This window comes from Paraburkholderia sp. Ac-20340 (genome assembly GCF_017104965.1).
Classification (GTDB): domain Bacteria; phylum Pseudomonadota; class Gammaproteobacteria; order Burkholderiales; family Burkholderiaceae; genus Paraburkholderia.
Genome location: NZ_JAAGPR010000028.1, coordinates 38,700 through 53,712 on the forward strand (window position 1 = coordinate 38,700; position 15,013 = coordinate 53,712).

The 15,013-nt window shown below is 63.8% G+C and carries 15 protein-coding genes; 9 read left to right on the forward strand and 6 right to left on the reverse strand.

Going from position 1 to position 15,013, the window contains the following annotated elements; genetic code table 11:
• Positions 1-157 precede the first annotated feature (157 nt).
• From G3N59_RS27555 to G3N59_RS27570, 4 genes are all read left to right on the forward strand, one after another.
• Positions 158-1,813 carry a GMC family oxidoreductase N-terminal domain-containing protein gene (locus G3N59_RS27555; protein WP_241024288.1) on the forward strand — a complete coding sequence of 552 codons (1,656 nt, stop codon included), beginning with the start codon at positions 158-160 and terminating at the stop codon, positions 1,811-1,813.
• A 169-nt stretch (positions 1,814-1,982) separates the two neighbouring features.
• Positions 1,983-3,377, forward strand: coding sequence for a cytosine permease (locus G3N59_RS27560; protein ID WP_205985992.1), 1,395 nt, complete (start codon positions 1,983-1,985; stop codon positions 3,375-3,377).
• Between the two features lie 183 nt (positions 3,378-3,560).
• Positions 3,561-4,043, forward strand: a complete 483-nt coding sequence (locus tag G3N59_RS27565) for a MarR family transcriptional regulator (protein WP_205985993.1) — start codon at positions 3,561-3,563, stop codon at positions 4,041-4,043.
• Between the two features lie 11 nt (positions 4,044-4,054).
• The gene (locus tag G3N59_RS27570; RefSeq protein ID WP_205985994.1) at positions 4,055-5,290 is read left to right on the forward strand and encodes an MFS transporter; all 1,236 of its coding nucleotides are present in this window, start codon (positions 4,055-4,057) and stop codon (positions 5,288-5,290) included.
• Between the two features lie 27 nt (positions 5,291-5,317).
• Here G3N59_RS27570 and G3N59_RS27575 read toward each other — a convergent pair whose 3' ends face one another.
• Positions 5,318-5,641, reverse strand: coding sequence for a toxin-antitoxin system HicB family antitoxin (locus G3N59_RS27575; protein ID WP_205986063.1), 324 nt, complete (start codon positions 5,639-5,641; stop codon positions 5,318-5,320).
• Positions 5,641-5,889, reverse strand: a complete 249-nt coding sequence (locus tag G3N59_RS27580; RefSeq protein ID WP_205985995.1) for a toxin HicA — start codon at positions 5,887-5,889, stop codon at positions 5,641-5,643. The genes G3N59_RS27575 and G3N59_RS27580 overlap by 1 nt, the downstream gene beginning before the upstream one ends.
• Before the next feature lie 271 nt (positions 5,890-6,160).
• On the opposite strand from G3N59_RS27580, the gene G3N59_RS27585 reads away from it, so the two are divergent.
• From G3N59_RS27585 to G3N59_RS27605, 5 genes are all read left to right on the forward strand, one after another.
• Positions 6,161-6,559, forward strand: coding sequence for a hypothetical protein (locus G3N59_RS27585; RefSeq protein ID WP_205985996.1), 399 nt, complete (start codon positions 6,161-6,163; stop codon positions 6,557-6,559).
• Positions 6,560-6,880: 321 nt separating this feature from the next.
• Positions 6,881-7,252: a GFA family protein gene (locus G3N59_RS27590; protein ID WP_205986064.1), complete on the forward strand. Its 372-nt coding sequence runs from the start codon at positions 6,881-6,883 to the stop codon at positions 7,250-7,252.
• Complete coding sequence (locus tag G3N59_RS27595; RefSeq protein ID WP_205985997.1) at positions 7,249-7,437, forward strand: hypothetical protein; 189 nt, start codon at positions 7,249-7,251, stop codon at positions 7,435-7,437. Before G3N59_RS27590 ends, G3N59_RS27595 begins: the two co-directional genes overlap by 4 nt.
• A gap of 7 nt (positions 7,438-7,444) precedes the next feature.
• Positions 7,445-8,188, forward strand: coding sequence for a response regulator (locus G3N59_RS27600; protein ID WP_205985998.1), 744 nt, complete (start codon positions 7,445-7,447; stop codon positions 8,186-8,188).
• A complete protein-coding gene (locus G3N59_RS27605) occupies positions 8,185-9,573 on the forward strand; it encodes a HAMP domain-containing sensor histidine kinase (RefSeq protein WP_205985999.1) in 1,389 nt (462 codons plus the stop codon). Before G3N59_RS27600 ends, G3N59_RS27605 begins: the two co-directional genes overlap by 4 nt.
• Positions 9,574-9,624: 51 nt before the next feature.
• On the opposite strand, the gene G3N59_RS27610 is transcribed toward G3N59_RS27605, so the two are convergent.
• The 4 genes from G3N59_RS27610 to G3N59_RS27625 all read right to left on the reverse strand — a co-directional run bounded on the left by G3N59_RS27610 (position 9,625) and on the right by G3N59_RS27625 (position 15,011).
• On the reverse strand, positions 9,625-9,993 hold the full coding sequence (locus G3N59_RS27610; RefSeq protein ID WP_205986000.1) for a Rieske 2Fe-2S domain-containing protein: 369 nt from the start codon (positions 9,991-9,993) through the stop codon (positions 9,625-9,627).
• Positions 9,994-10,116: 123 nt separating this feature from the next.
• On the reverse strand, positions 10,117-11,541 hold the full coding sequence (locus tag G3N59_RS27615) for a PLP-dependent aminotransferase family protein (protein WP_205986001.1): 1,425 nt from the start codon (positions 11,539-11,541) through the stop codon (positions 10,117-10,119).
• Positions 11,542-11,907: 366 nt separating this feature from the next.
• Complete coding sequence (locus tag G3N59_RS27620; RefSeq protein WP_205986002.1) at positions 11,908-13,863, reverse strand: phosphatase PAP2 family protein; 1,956 nt, start codon at positions 13,861-13,863, stop codon at positions 11,908-11,910.
• 140 nt (positions 13,864-14,003) lie between these two features.
• Positions 14,004-15,011: a LysR substrate-binding domain-containing protein gene (locus G3N59_RS27625; RefSeq protein ID WP_205986003.1), complete on the reverse strand. Its 1,008-nt coding sequence runs from the start codon at positions 15,009-15,011 to the stop codon at positions 14,004-14,006.
• Positions 15,012-15,013 lie beyond the last annotated feature (2 nt).

Genomic DNA, 15,013 nt, shown 5'->3' on the forward strand with positions numbered 1-15,013 from the left:
GTAGTCATCACACCCGTCGCATCGCGCGCTCCTCTCGAGCGAGCTTTTTCCTTGCCAGCGACCACAAAAAACCTCATTTCGCTATTTTTTTGTGCTGCCGAAAATCTGGCATCCAGCAACGGCCGCTCCGGCCGTGCGGCTCAAACGAGGAAAAAGCATGCCAGGTGAGACCACTTCTATCGATATGACGGACGCCTTCGACTATGTGATCGTGGGTGCGGGCTCGTCGGGTTGCGTGCTGGCGAACCGCTTGAGCCAGGACCCCGGTGTGAGCGTGTGCCTGATCGAAGCGGGCAGTCACGACAACAACGTGCGGATTCAGACGCCCGCCGGCACCATTACGCTCTACAAAAGCAAAAAGTACAGCTGGAATTTTTTCTCGGCGCCCCAGAAGAACCTGAACAATCGCAGCTTGCACACGCCGCGCGGCAAGGCGCTGGGCGGTTCTAGCTCGATGAACAGCATGATCTACATTCGCGGTCATGCGAGCGACTACGACAAATGGGAGGCGACCGGCTGCGCCGGTTGGGGCTGGAAAGACGTGCTGCCGTATTTCCGCAAGTCCGAGAATAACCGGCTGGGTCAGGACCCCAGCCTGCATGGCACGAAGGGCGAGCTTCACGTGGATGTGCCGCGCGATCCCAACCCGGTCTCCAGCCTGTTCGTGAAGGCGGCGGAGCGTGTTGGCATCCGGCGCAACACGGATTTCAACGGCCGGGCGTTCGAAGGCTGCGGCATCTATAACGTCACCCAGAAAGACGCCAAACGCTTGTCGAGCTATCGCGCCTTCGTCGCGCCGGTTCGTCAGCGTGCGAACCTGACGGTCCTCACCGATTGTGCGGTGCGATCGATCATCCTCGAAAACAAGGTCACGAAGGGCGTGAACGTTGTTGCCAACGGCGTCGCGAAGGCGATCGTCGCGCGCCGGGAAGTCATTCTGAGCGCCGGCGCGCTGGGTACGCCGCAACTGATGCTGGCCTCCGGCATCGGGCCGAAAGCGGCGCTCGAACAGGCCGGAGTCGAGGTTCGCCACGATCTGCCGGGGGTGGGCAAGAATCTGCAGGACCATCTCGACGGCCTGATTACAGTTCGCTCGAACAGCACGAAAACGCTGGGTTTCTCGCTCGGTGCGCTGCCCGATGTGATTGCCGCGCCGCTGCGCTATATGTTCGGGCAGAAAGGCTGGCTCACGACCAATTACGTCGAAGCGGGCGGCTTCGCGCGCACGCCGCTATCGGCCGATCTGCCCGATGTGCAGTTCCATTTCGTGCCCGGTTATCGCAGCCATCGCGGCCGCCTTTTCGAATGGGGTCACGGCTACGCGGTGCATACCTGCGTGCTGCGTCCGAAAAGCATCGGCGAGGTGACGCTGAACCGCGAGGGCCAGCTCGTGATCGACTTCAATTTCCTTTCTAATCCCGAAGATGGCCGCGTGCTGGTGGAAGGCCTGAAGCTGGCGCGCAAAATTCTCGCCGATCCGGCATTCGACGCAATTCGCGGCAAGGAAATGCTGCCCGGCGCAGCAGTGCAGACCGACGAACAACTCTGGGCCTATATCCGCGAGTACGGGGCCACCGTGTTTCATCCGGTCGGCACCTGCAAGATGGGCGTGGATGCGATGAGTGTCGTCGATCCCGCAAGTTTGAAGGTGAACGGAATCGAAGGGCTGCGTATCGCGGATGCCTCGATCATGCCGATCCTGATCAGCGGCAATACCAACGCGCCTTGCATCATGATCGGCGAGAAAGCGGCCGACATGATTCTGGGGCGCCAGCACGCGCCCAGTGAGGCCACGCCGGCCGCGATCGGCTGAAAGTTGCGCTTTCGTGGTGCATAACGGCCTTCGCCTATGTGCGGTTATGCACCAGATTGTTTAACAAGAAAAAAGCTATGCAAGGGCAAGCTATTTCGTTCTTTCGTCGCGCTTTTTGTTGTTGAACAGTGTCGCTGTTATCGAACTGCGCCACTCAGAAGGAGACCCCATGGCCGAAGATACGATTGCCCATCTGGAGCAAAGCACTATTCAGCGCATTCCGCGCTCCGAGCGCCACGGCAAGGCCAGCGATCTGTTCACGATCTGGTTCGGCTCGAACATCATGATGCTGACGATCGTGACTGGCGCGCTGGCCGTCACCGTGTTCAAGCAACCGTTCTGGTGGGGCGTGCTGGGTATCGTGATCGGCACACTGGTGGGCGCGATTTTCATGGCGCTGCATTCCGCACAGGGCCCGCAACTCGGCGTGCCGCAAATGGTTCAGACGCGCGGCCAGTTTGGTTCGATCGGCTCGCTGCTGGTGGTGGCGCTCGTCGTGATCATGTATCTGGGCTTTTTCGCCTCGAATCTCGTGCTTGGCGGCCAGGCGCTCGCCAGTCTGACGCCGGCCGTCACGGTCAATAACGGCGTGCTGGTGGTCGGTGCGTTGAGTCTTGTTGCGACGATCTTCGGCTACAACCTGATTCACGCCTATACGCGCCTCATGACCTGGCTTTCGGGTCTCGTGCTCGTGCTGACCTTCGCATGGATTATCTTCGTGCACGGCCTGCCCGCCGATTTCTTCACGAAGAACAGCGCCAATCTCACGGGCTTTCTCGGCACGATTTCGGTGGCGGCGCTCTGGCAGATCGCCTACGCACCCTATGTGTCGGACTACTCGCGTTACATGCCTGAAGAAACCGGCGCACGCACCGCGTTCTGGTCGAGCTATTGGGGTTGCTCGCTGGGCTCGATCTTCCCGATGATTCTGGGCGCAATGGTGGGCCTGCTCGTCAGCGACGGCGATGTCGTCACCGGCCTCACCAAGGTCACGCACGGCATTGCACCGCTCGTCGTGATCGTGCTCTCCGTGGGCATCGCCGCGACGAATGCAATGAACCTCTATTGCGGCACGCTTTCGACCATCACGATCTTCCAGACGCTGTTTCCGGACTGGCAGGCCAAGGCGCGCGCGCGCGCCATCACGGCGGTCATTCTGTTCAGCATTTCGCTGATGATCGCCTTGTTCGGGCAGAGCAATTTCCTGGTCGAATACACCAACTTCATTTTGCTGCTGCTCTACGTGCTGGTGCCCTGGACGGCTGTGAATCTGATCGACTACTACCTCGTGTGCCACGGCGAATACGACGTCGATTCGTTCTTCCGCGCCGATGGCGGTGTGTACGGCCGCTTCAACGGCGTCGCGATCTTCGCCTACCTCTTCGGGATCGTCGTTCAACTGCCGTTCGTCGCGACGGATATGTACACCGGCCCGGTCGCCAAAATGCTCAATGGTGCCGATCTTTCGTGGATCGTGGGCCTCGTGCTGACTTCGGTGGTCTACTACGCCGCCTGCAAGTTCTTCCGCGCACCTACGCAGATTCGCCGCGCCAAAGCGGTGTGAGCCACTAGACAAGCCAGTCACGCCAGTCGATCAAAACCGCCTCCTCGAGTGGTATCGAGGAGGCGGTTTTGCATTTCCGGGCAGGAAAGTCGACCATCCGGCCGTACGTACGTCTGAAAAAGGGTACGTACAGATATGAAGTTTAGCTTTGCAGTTTGGCTTCATATTTCCTAAAATGCGCGGATGAGCTCCCGCCCGACATCCGCCCAAACCTCTCCTTCCGCATCCGCCGAACCCGTTTCCGCCCAGGCCGATGCGCTGGCCGGCGAGCTACGCACGCTGGTCGGCAAACTCAAGCGGCGCCTGCGCGAACAGGCCAGCGCCGGAGACTTCACGCCATCGCAACTGGCCACGCTGCAGCGTCTGGAGCGCGATGGGCCGGCCACGGTTTCGAGCCTCGCGCGCGCCGAGGGCATGCGCCCGCAGTCGATGGGCACGGTGGTCGCCGCGCTCGAATCGGCGGGTTTGCTGACCGGCGCGCCGGACCCGGCCGATGGCCGCCAGACGCTCTGGTCGCTCACCGACGCCTTCGCAAGCTGGATGCGCGAAAGCCGCGCAGCACGCCAGGACTGGCTCGCGCGCACAATCGAGGCGCGCCTGGATCGCGAAGAGCAGACGCAGCTCGCTCACGCCATCGCGCTGCTCCAGCGGCTCGTGCAGTCGTAACGGAGGCGGCCATGAGCGACTCCTCCGCGGGCATGTTCCGCTCGCTGCGCAGCTTCAACTACCGGGTGTGGGCGGCGGGCGCGATCGTTTCCAATATCGGCACGTGGATGCAGCGCACCGCGCAGGACTGGCTGGTCCTCACGGGTCTCACGCACCACAGCGCCGCGGCAGTGGGCATTGTGATGGGGCTGCAGTTCGGGCCGCAGTTGCTATTTTTGCCGTGGGCGGGTTACGCCGCCGATCACCTCGACCAGCGCCGTCTGCTGATGTTCACGCAGGCCATGCAAGGCGCGCTCGCGCTGGCGCTCGGCCTGCTGACGGTGACCGGCGTGGTGCAGCTCTGGCACGTCTACGTGTTCGCGTTTCTGTTCGGCACGACTACGGCGTTCGATTCGCCGGTGCGGCAAACCTTCGTGTCCGAACTGGTCGGCGACGCCGATCTCGCCAACGCCGTCGCGCTCAATTCCACTTCCTTCAACGCCGCGCGCATGGTCGGGCCGGCCGTGGCGGGTATCGTGATCGCCTCGGTGGGCACGGGCTGGGCCTTTATTTTCAACGGACTGTCGTTTATCGCCGTGCTGGTGTCGCTCACGCGCCTGCGCGCGCACGAACTGCGCACGCGTGCCCGCGCCAAGCCCGCGAAGGGCAGCCTCGTGGCGGGCTTTCGCTATGTCTGGGGCCGCCCGGACCTGAAGGCGATCGTGGTGATGCTGTTTTTGATCGGCACATTTGGCCTGAATTTCCCGATCTTTATCTCGACGATGGCCGTGCGCGTCTTTCACGCCGATGCGGGCGGCTACGGCCTGCTTTCGTCGATGATGGCCGTGGGCACGGTGTCGGGCGCGCTGTTCGGCGCGCATCGCAGCAACCCGCGCTTTGCCTCGCTGCTGATTGCATCGGCGATGTTCGGGGTGGGTTGCACGCTGGCGGCAATCGCCCCTGGCTACGGCTGGTTTGGCGCTGCGCTGGTGGTGATCGGCGTGGCGGCGCTCACGGTGACCACCGAAACCAACAGCCTGATGCAGCTTTCCACCGAGCCTTCGATGCGCGGGCGCGTCATGGCGATCCGGCTGGCCGTGGCGCTGGGCGGCACCCCGATAGGCGCGCCGATTGTCGGTTGGGTGGCCGACCATTGCGGACCGCGCTGGGCGCTGATGGTGGGCGCTTCCTCGGGGTTCGCGGCGGCAGCAGTGGCGGTGTGGGTGATGGCGCGCGGCGGGCTCGATCAAGCCCGACGCGAAACCTGAGCGCGCGCACGACGCATACGCGACCGATTACGCGCAGAGCTTCGCGCTGGCGAGGCGATTCAGGCTCACGCCCTGTTCGTGGGCCTGGATCACGAGCGCGCGATGCGCTTCAGGCGGAATGCGCACCTTGAATTCGCCGCTGTATTTGCGATCGGCGATAGGGTCCGGCACTTTCTCGCCGCTGGCTTCCATTTCCTTCACGGTTTCGGCCACCAGCCGGCGGATACCCACCAGCGCGCCTTCGTGCGATTTATCGAGCCAGGAGAGCGAGGGAAACTCCGCGCATAGCCCAACGTGCTCGCCATCTTCCGGCGACCACGAAATGCGATACGTAAAGTGGTCATGCTTGATCATTGCAGCTCCTTGAGCTTGTTGATTGCGGCGAGGACCTGGCGCACCTGATACACCTTGGCCTTGCCGTGATCGTTCTGGATATTCACGCGCGGGTCGCCGGGCCATGGCATCTTGAACACCGCGTGACTGGTGCCGGTCTGCCGGGCGCCGCCGAAGTGCAATTCGCAGATCCTGTAGAGATCGTGAAAACGCACGTTGGCGGGTTCGCTGCGCATCTGCGCGAGAATCTTGTCTTCGTGAGTCATGGTGTCATTATTGGCACCATTCGTCAAGCGGGATGACTTTGGGAAGGGGCGTAACCTTGCGCCCGATCATGGTCCGGATGCGAATGGTGGGCGAAGCAGAAGGGACTGCGGGAACGAGTCCGACCTGAAGATGTTATGAACGCCGGTTTGCGCGCAATAGCTGGCCGAACGGCCAGCGTTGGGCGTGAACGACGCGCACGTTGCGCCGCTGCCGTTGCATGTCTCTGCTACGCTTCGCGCGAATCCTGCTCACGAGACCACCCGCTGCCCCATGCATCGCCGCTCTCTTGCCATTCGCATCTTGTTCGCGTTCTGCCTGCTTGCCGGGACCTTCAATCACGCGCGCGCCATCGCGGCGCATGGCCTGCTCTGGGATTACGGCTACGGCGCCGATGCGTTGCTCGCAAGCCAGGTTTATTGGAGCCTGCTCACGTTGCTCGATCCGTTTGCCGTGCTGCTACTGTTCGTGCGCCCGCGCGCGGGTCTCGCGTTGACCGTTGCGATCATCGTGAGCGATGTGCTGCACAACGGCTACTACGTCGCGCGCCACGGACAGTGGTTCGCGACGTTCTTTGTTTCCCAGGTGGCGTTTTGCGTAGCAGTGCTGGCGCTGACGCCGTTCGCATTAGCGCCGTTTCGCCGGTTTACGCGCGCAGTGCGCCAGGGATAACGAAACAAAATGGCGCGCCTGTCGCGCCAATGCTTTCGAGAGACGCCCCGCGCACCACCGATGGCGTCACATCGATCGGCAAATCGATGCGTGCGTGTGCCACCCGTTCACCGTCTTCGACCGCCGAAAGCGCGGCATCCGGCTTCCGGCGTCGGCTGGACGTCTTCGAACGGCGCAAATCCGCAGGTTTCTGTGCCCGGCGTGCAATATTTTGTGTCGCCGGTACAGGCAGATACATTGGGATACAAAGCGCTGGCGGCGCTGCGCTATAAAGCTTCCATCGCCAACGATGCATCGAGGAGAACCACCATGAGCGCCGGAATGAACGCCGAAGTCCTGCACGGTTCGTGTCACTGCGGTGCGGTACGCTTCGAAGTCCGCACCGCGCCTACGCCCGCTTCGCGCTGCAACTGCAGCCTGTGCCGCCGCAAGGGCGCGCTGATGTCGCCGCCGTTCGCCGCCGCCGAACTCACGATCAAGACCGGCGAAGCGGACCTCACGCTCTATCAGTTCAACACGCAGGTGGCGAAGCACTATTTCTGCAAACACTGCGGCATCTATCCGTTTCATCAGACGCGCAAAGATCCCAGACTGTGGCGCGTGAATCTGGGTTGCATCGATGGCGTGGATGTCTATGCGCTTGAAGCGGGCATCAACGACGGCGCGAGTCTTTCGGTGGTGGAGGACGCATGAGGCGGCTGTTTGCAATGCTCGCGCTGCTGGCGGGCGGCCTGGCGAACGAAGCGGTGCATCCGCTGGTCTGCACGCTGACCACGGCCACGCGTCGCGAGAACAACGAAGCCAGCAACGACCCCGAAAACGATAGCGATGACGACCGGCGGCACGGTGCGCGTCGGCTCGCGCAGCGCGGAGTATGATCGGCGCATGGAAAAAATCGACCACATTCTGATCGTCGACGACGATCGCGGCATCCGCGAACTGATCGCGGATTACCTCGAAAAGAACGGCATGCGCGTGTCGGTGGCCGCCAATGGCCGCGAGATGCGCGCGGCGCTGGAGAACGGCGCGCCGGACCTCATCGTGCTCGACCTGATGATGCCCGGCGAAGACGGTCTCGTGCTCTGCCGCGATCTGCGCGCGAGCCGTTTTCGCGCCGTGCCGGTGCTGATGCTCACGGCGCGCAGCGAAGAAACGGATCGTATCGTCGGCCTCGAAATGGGCGCCGACGATTACCTCTCCAAGCCCTTCGCCGTGCGCGAACTGCTGGCGCGCATCCGCTCGGTGCTGCGCCGCACGCGCATGCTGCCGCCCGGCATGCAGGTGACGGAAACGGCGACGATGCTCGCGTTCGGCGAATGGCGGCTCGACACCACGGCGCGCCATCTGCTCGACGAGGAAGGCATGCTCGTGGCGCTCTCCGGCGCCGAATATCGCCTGCTGCGCGTGTTTCTCGACAATCCGCAGCGCGTGCTCACGCGCGACCAGTTGCTCAATCTCACGCAGGGGCGTCAGGCCGATGCATTCGACCGCTCGATCGATCTGCTGGTGAGCCGCTTGCGGCAGCGTCTGCGCGACGGCGCGCGCGAACCGCGTTACATCAAGACGCTGCGCAACGAGGGCTATGTGTTCTCGGCGTCGGTGAATGTGATCGAAGAAGGGCTGACATGAGCGCCGCCACCCAGCACGCGCCGCAGGTGACTCAGGCATCGGCCCGCAACGAAGGCCTGGCGCGCCATTTCCTGCACTGGCCGCGTACCTTGTTCGCGCGGCTCGCGCTGATTCTGTGTCTGGGACTCGCGCTCACGCAGACGCTTTCGGTCTGGCTCACGCTCACCGAACGCGACGAAACCACCGCCAACATGATGATGGATTACGTCGAGCGCGAAGTGGCCAGTTCGGTCGCGCTGCTCGACAATCTGCCGGCCGCCGAGCGCGCCGCGTGGTTGCCGAAGCTCGCGCGGCGCAGCTATGCGTTCGTGCTGGGCGAGGGCGTGCCCGGTGTCGCGCCCGATGCGCAACTGTCGAAACGCTACGAATCGGCGATATCGAAAGGCATCGGCAAACACTACGAAATGACGGCCAACGCAATTCCCGGCCACGACGAACACTTCCAGGTGCATCTGCATCTGAGCGACGGCACGCCGCTCACGATCGACGTGCGCCCGCAACATGCGCTGCCGCTTTCGCGCTGGCTGCCGCTGGTGCTGGCGGTGCAACTGGTGGTGCTGGCGTTCTGCTGCTGGCTGGCGGTGCGCGTGGCGACGCGTCCGCTCAAGGCGCTCGCACAGGCCGCCGATACACTCGGCCCCGACCTCAAGGCCGAGCATCTGGATGAAAACGGTCCCTCCGAAGTTGCCCGCGCCGCACGTGCATTCAACGCGATGCAGGCGCGTATTTCCGGCTATATGGCCGAGCGTATGCAGATTCTCGCGGCCATTTCGCACGATCTGCAAACGCCGATCACACGCATGCGTCTGCGCGTGGATGTGATGGACGACGATAACCAGGGCTCGAAACTCCGCCAGGATCTGCAGGAGATGGAGCAACTGGTGAAAGAAGGCGTCACCTACGCGCGCACGCTGCACGGCGCGGCTGAAGTGCCCGTGCGGCTCGATCTGGATGCGCTGCTCGACAGCCTCGTGTTCGATTACATCGATGCGGGCAGCGACGTGCGTTACGAAACACGCGCCGATGCCGGTGCGCCGCTCGCGGTGGTGACGCGCGCCCAGGCGCTCAAACGTATCGTCGGCAATTTCGTCGATAACGCGCTGAAGTTTGCGGGCGCGGCGGAGATCGCGGTGCTGGATGGGCCGCTCAAAGGGCAGGTGACGATCTCGGTGCTCGACCGTGGGCCGGGCATTCCCGCGGAATCGCTCGAAGCGGTGTTCGAGCCGTTTTACCGGCTGGAAACGTCGCGAAATCGCGGCACGGGCGGCACCGGGCTGGGGCTGGCCATCGCGCGTCAACTGGCGGTGGCGATGGGCGCGCAGCTTTCGCTGCATAACCGCGCGGGCGGCGGTCTGGAAGCGCGCCTTGTTTTGCAGCGCGCATGAAGCGGAATCCGGCGCGGAATCCGAAGCGGAATTACGTGGCGTGACGTGGCGTCAAGCGGGCGTGGCGGAGAGGGCGTCGATGCAGGCCCAGACAAAGCCGTCGCTTTCGCGCGCGGGATGAACCGTGGCATCGTTGGCGCTCGTGCAGCGCTGCGATGCCGTTCGCTGCGAGGCCACCGTCAACATGCGCACCTGCTGGCCGTTCACGTCGAAGCGCCAGCCGTGCGACGGGCAGGTGAGCAGGCCGCCGCTCACGTCGCCGCCCGAAAGCGGGTCGCCGCGATGCGGGCAGCGGTCGTCCCAGACGTGCACGTCGCCTTCGCCATCGCGCCAGACCACGAGGCGCAGCGCGCCGAGCGTCACGGCGCGCGCCGTACCCGCCGCAACCTCATCGCTGGCGCAGACCCGTGACCAGTCCATCGCGTCGTCCTCGCACTGCAGTGCTGCGCTCGCACCTCGTCCCGTAAGTGGCATACCTGTCGACTCATCCAGAAAGCATTGGAGAGCCCATCTTACGACACCCGGCAAAAGTCTGGCGTTGGCTCAACGCGACACACGCACCGCAGGATCGGTCAGCAGCTTGCCGAGCCCGCGCATGGCCGCTTCGATCCGGTCGCTCCACGGATGGCCGAAGTTGAGCCGGATGCAATTGCGAAAGCCATGCTCGGGCGAAAAAATCGGCCCCGGCGCGAGACTCACGCCGCTCGCAATCGCAAGCCGGTGCAGTGCCATCGCATCGATAGCCTCGGGCAATTCGAGCCATACGAAATAGCCGCCGCCTGGCCGCGCATAGCGCACGCCGCGCGGCAGCCAGCGCCGGATCGCGCGCTCCATTTCGACGAGTTGCGCGCGCAGCGCCGCACGCACCTTGCGCAGATGGCGATCGTAACTGCCGTGCTGCAGATAATCGGCGATCCCGGCCTGCACGGGAATACTCGCCGAAAGCGTGGACATCAGCTTGAGGCGCTGCACTTTCTGCGCGTAGCGTCCCGCCGCCGTCCAGCCGATGCGATATCCCGGCGCGAGCGTCTTCGAAAACGAACTGCAATGCATGACGAGGCCGTGCTTGTCGAACGCAAGAGCGGGCAGCGGATAGTCCGATTCGAAATGCAGTTCGCCGTAGACATCGTCTTCGATCAGCGGCACGTCGTGGCGCGCGAGCAGCTCCACCAGTGCGCGCTTTTTATCGACGCCGAGCGTCACGCCGGTCGGGTTCTGGAAGTTGGTCATGAACCAGCATGCGCGGATCGGATGACGCTCCAGCGCCGCCGCGAGCGCATCGAGATCGAGCCCCGTGACGGGATCGACGCGAATGGGCACGGCGCGCAGATCGAGCCGTTCGATCGCCTGCAAAGCCGCGTAAAAGCCGGGCGATTCCACCGCCACGCAATCGCCCGGACGCGTGACGGCCATCAGACAAAGATTGAGCGCTTCGAGCGCGCCGTTGGTCACGACGATTTCATTCATCGGCTGGGCGATGCCGATGCCCATATAACGCAGCGCAATCTGCTGGCGCAGCGCCTCGTTGCCGGGCGGCAGATCGACCACCGTGCTCCACGCATTCAGATGACGCGCCGCCGTGCCGAGCGATTTCGCGAGACGTTCGAGCGGAAAGAGTTGCGGCGAGGGGAACGCGGAACCGAGCGGCACGATATCGGGCTCGCGCGCGGCGTCGAGCACTGAAAACACGAGATCGCTGATATCGACCTTGCCAGCCGTGGCAAGCGATACACGTTCAGCCGTTGGGGACGACACGCCCGCACCAGGCGCCACGTAATAGCCGGAGCGCTCCTGCGCGCGCACAAGCCCCCATTCTTCGAGCAGATAATACGCACGCGTGGCGGTGGCCTGGCTCACGTTATGTTGCGCGATCACGTGGCGCAAGGAAGGCATGCGCGCGCCCACGGGAATGCTGCCGGAGCGGATCTCTTCGGCCATGGTGTGCGCGAGGGTTTCGTATCGATGCATCGGGGTGGCAGGCGCGCGGCGATCAGGTCGAAAACTCTGCATCCTACGATGATGCGCACGAATCTGCTACGGAATCCTCATGTCCGGATCATGTCTGCATGCGGCATTTTGCGCGCTGCTGCGATGGGCTCGCGCGCAACTGCTTCTATACGCTGCATCGGCCGGATTGAATAATTGCATCAGTGCCCGACGCTGCTTACATCCAGATCTGTCGACATCGGGCATCAGGATTACTGCGCGAGTGCCTGGGTCATCACCCCTTAAAACCCGCAGAGCTTGCAGCTCGTTTTTTGCCTGTAGCGTGGCAAGCACTCAGCCCCGGCGTGTCGACGCGCCGGGGCTTTTTTACGCTTTAAAACAAGCGAATCACGACGCCGAGAGCTTCACCGACACGCCCGTGTTCGTGTACACCGGCGTGGCCTTGAAACCATCGACATTGATGGTCGTGAACTGCTTCGCACCGCCGCTGCCGTCGATCAGGTCGAGCGTGTCGCCGGCCTTCGGCGTATAGCCGTTCACGAACGAAACGTGCAGCGTGCCGCCTGCGATCGTGAGCTGGCCGCCCACGCGCAGACGCCCGCCGCCGTTGCCGTCGAGCGCGAGTTGCAACGTCGTGCCGGCGAGCTGCGTGTACTTGCCCGTGACCGTCACCGGCGTGGCGCTCGCTGCGATTGCGACGGCGCCGCCGCCCACATACACGTCGCCGCTGCCGAATGCGTTGGCCGAATCGGCTTCGAGCACGCCGCCCGTCACCTGCGAACCGCCGCTATACGTGTTGTTGCCCGCGAGCTTGAGCGTGCCGCTGCCTTGCAGCGTGAGCTTGCCCGAGCCGGAGATATCGTTGCGCCACGTATCGGCTGCATTGAAGCCGCCCTTGGTGGCGTCCATCGACACCGTCACGCTGCCGTTGAACACGCCATAACCGTCGGCGGCGGCGAACATGTTCAGACGGCCCCAGCCTTCGTCGTCGTCCATGACCGGGTAGCCCGAAGCGATTTCGGTCGTCTTCAGCACGACGCGGCGCTGGTCGGCGCTCAGGTACGGGAAGCGCGTTTCGAGCAGCACTTCGGCGCCCTTGGGCACCACCGGCGGCGCTTCGGTCGATTCGATCTGCGAGAAGCCGAAGGTCATGCGGCGCGCGAATTCGGACTTGTTGGTCGCGTAGTCGGCGAAGCGGTCCGTCGTGGTCGTGCCCGAATGCGCGTAGGTGGCGAAGTTCGTCGCGCTCGTGCTGGTCAACTGCATGAGCGTGTCGTGCGCCTGCGTATAGGCCGCGCTCTTGAGCGTGGCGTTGGCCGGATCGTAGAGATTCGCCGCCGTGGCCGCGAGCGCGAACATCCGCCCGCCGATCACGTCGAGCGGCGAATGCATGCCCGCGAGAATGCGGTTTTCGCCGAGTTCGAGACCGCGGCTGGCCATTTCCTGGAAGCGCTCGGGCACGAGGTACGCCATCGTCATGGCGTCGCGCATCGCTTCGGCTTCGTGACCGCTGATAAAGCCGCCGTCGGTTGCGGGCGTCGTGCTGATCGCCGGGACGAGCGTCGGATCGACCACCACGCTGCTGCTCCAGCGGAACGGGCGCGCGTATTTGTAGAAGCGCTTGGCCGGTTCCGTCGACGCGTTGTTGCCCATCGTGCTGAGCAGATCGACGACCTTGCCGAAGCTCGTGTTGGTCGTGCTGCCCACGCCGATGTTGTTGCCCGAATCGTTGTAGAGCGTCGTGGTGGCGTCGCCCGGAATCGAGGTGATGCTGGTGGTCTGCTGCGCGGCCGTGCGCCAGACGGTGGTGAGCGGGCCCATGCCGTCGGTCACGCTATAGCCCTTGCCGCGGCGGTCGTCGTAATAGGCCGCGTCGGCCTGCGTCTGCGTGCGGTTCGTCGTGGCGGTGACCACGTATTGCACGTTCGCGCCGAGCACCGTGCTGTTCAGGATCGCGCCGCCGGGCGTGCCGTCGTTGGGGACGCCGGTCCACGTCGATTGCGTGACGGCCGGGAACGAGCCGTTCGCGGTGGCGGACACGCCCGCATCCACGAGCAGCGTGAGCGGCTGCCAGAGGTCGAGAAAACGCGCGCCCACGCGCACGCCGGCGTTGGTGGCGAGCGTGGCGTAACGGGCGTCGCCGCGCTGGTTGGTGGCGATGTTATCGACGAAAGCGGGGACGGCGGGAATGGCCGCGCTATCGACGAAACCCGGGTCGGCGGGCGGATTCGGCGTGGCCGCCGTGGTCGAATTGTTGTTATTGCCGCCACCGCAGGCGGCCAGCGCGGCAACGCTGGAAAGCACCGCGAGGCGCAGCGGAAAACGGGTGCGTGAAGCGAACATGCAAGGGGCTCCGTCGTCGTGAGGGCTCGCGAACGAGCGTTAGAAAACTGAAATCACGGCGGCGGATTATGGTTACGAACGATTACTCCCCAATTACGAATTTATTACTTATGCGTTAAATCGCGGAAGTTTTGAAAGTTTTAGCCAGAGGATTCGCTCGACGCTTTTGACGTCTTTCTGCCACGCGGGGCGGCTTGTGCGGCAGTTTCGGGCGTGACCCGAGGGGACAGGCGGGGTGAAACCATTTGCCGGCCCCGATGGCGGATTTCCTTACTGAATTCGAGGCAGGTCTGCGTCATGAGATCGGTGGATCGATACACCATATAGACGTCGTAATCCGGTAGATCGTCGCGGATCGGCAGCGGCTTGAGCGCTTCGGGATCGAGTTTGAGCGGGCCGGTGCCGCCGTAAAACACGAAATCCGACCACACGCTGATGAGATCCGTTTTGGTGGCCAGTTGCAGACCCAGCAGGTTGGAGCCGCTTTGCACCACCTTGCGCGGCATCTCCAGCCGGTGCAGGCGCATGAGGCTGGCAAGCGGGCTGCCGGGATCGTCGAGCGGATCGAGCGTGAGCCATTCCGCTTCGGCCAGCGCGCGGATGCGCGTGGTGCGGCCCAGCGGATGGCCGGGACGCGCCGCCACGATCATGCCCACCGAAAACAAGGGCTCCCACTGGAACGCGGCCGTGCCTGGCCCGCTGTTGGTGGAAATCAGGCCGAGATCCAGATGGCCTTCGCGCAGGCCTTCCTGAATCTGTTGCGGACGCAACTCATAGGCGCGGATCGTCACGGCCGGAAAACGCGTACGGAATGCCGCAATGGCTTCGGGCAGCGGGCCGCTCGACGCGACGGCGGAAAAACCGATATTCAGTTGCGCCTCGGCGTGACCGCGCATCGATTCGATATCTTCCAGCGCGTGCCGCAATTCATGCTCGACGACGCTCGCGCGCTTGACGAGCGCGCGCCCGTAATTCGTGAGGCTCACGCCGCGCACGGAACGGGAGATCAAGGTGACGCCCAGTTCGCGCTCGAGTTCGGCGACCGCTTTGGACAGCGCGGGCTGCGAGACGTGCAGGCTGCGCGACGCCTCATGCATGCTGCCGTGCTGCGCGAGGGCGAGCAGCACGCGCAACTGGTGGAGTTTCATCG

What these genes read in the sequence shown, in the direction of transcription:
- G3N59_RS27615 (WP_205986001.1), bottom strand. Translation starts at nt 11,541, where the DNA reads ATGCATCGATACGAAACCCTCGCGCACACCATGGCCGAAGAGATCCGC.
- G3N59_RS27570 (WP_205985994.1), top strand. Translation starts at nt 4,055, where the DNA reads ATGAGCGACTCCTCCGCGGGCATGTTCCGCTCGCTGCGCAGCTTCAAC.
- G3N59_RS27610 (WP_205986000.1), bottom strand. Translation starts at nt 9,993, where the DNA reads ATGGACTGGTCACGGGTCTGCGCCAGCGATGAGGTTGCGGCGGGTACG.
- G3N59_RS27555 (WP_241024288.1), top strand. Translation starts at nt 158, where the DNA reads ATGCCAGGTGAGACCACTTCTATCGATATGACGGACGCCTTCGACTAT.
- G3N59_RS27595 (WP_205985997.1), top strand. Translation starts at nt 7,249, where the DNA reads ATGAGGCGGCTGTTTGCAATGCTCGCGCTGCTGGCGGGCGGCCTGGCG.
- G3N59_RS27620 (WP_205986002.1), bottom strand. Translation starts at nt 13,863, where the DNA reads ATGTTCGCTTCACGCACCCGTTTTCCGCTGCGCCTCGCGGTGCTTTCC.
- G3N59_RS27560 (WP_205985992.1), top strand. Translation starts at nt 1,983, where the DNA reads ATGGCCGAAGATACGATTGCCCATCTGGAGCAAAGCACTATTCAGCGC.
- G3N59_RS27600 (WP_205985998.1), top strand. Translation starts at nt 7,445, where the DNA reads ATGGAAAAAATCGACCACATTCTGATCGTCGACGACGATCGCGGCATC.
- G3N59_RS27625 (WP_205986003.1), bottom strand. Translation starts at nt 15,011, where the DNA reads ATGAAACTCCACCAGTTGCGCGTGCTGCTCGCCCTCGCGCAGCACGGC.
- G3N59_RS27585 (WP_205985996.1), top strand. Translation starts at nt 6,161, where the DNA reads ATGCATCGCCGCTCTCTTGCCATTCGCATCTTGTTCGCGTTCTGCCTG.
- G3N59_RS27590 (WP_205986064.1), top strand. Translation starts at nt 6,881, where the DNA reads ATGAACGCCGAAGTCCTGCACGGTTCGTGTCACTGCGGTGCGGTACGC.
- G3N59_RS27580 (WP_205985995.1), bottom strand. Translation starts at nt 5,889, where the DNA reads ATGACTCACGAAGACAAGATTCTCGCGCAGATGCGCAGCGAACCCGCC.
- G3N59_RS27565 (WP_205985993.1), top strand. Translation starts at nt 3,561, where the DNA reads ATGAGCTCCCGCCCGACATCCGCCCAAACCTCTCCTTCCGCATCCGCC.
- G3N59_RS27605 (WP_205985999.1), top strand. Translation starts at nt 8,185, where the DNA reads ATGAGCGCCGCCACCCAGCACGCGCCGCAGGTGACTCAGGCATCGGCC.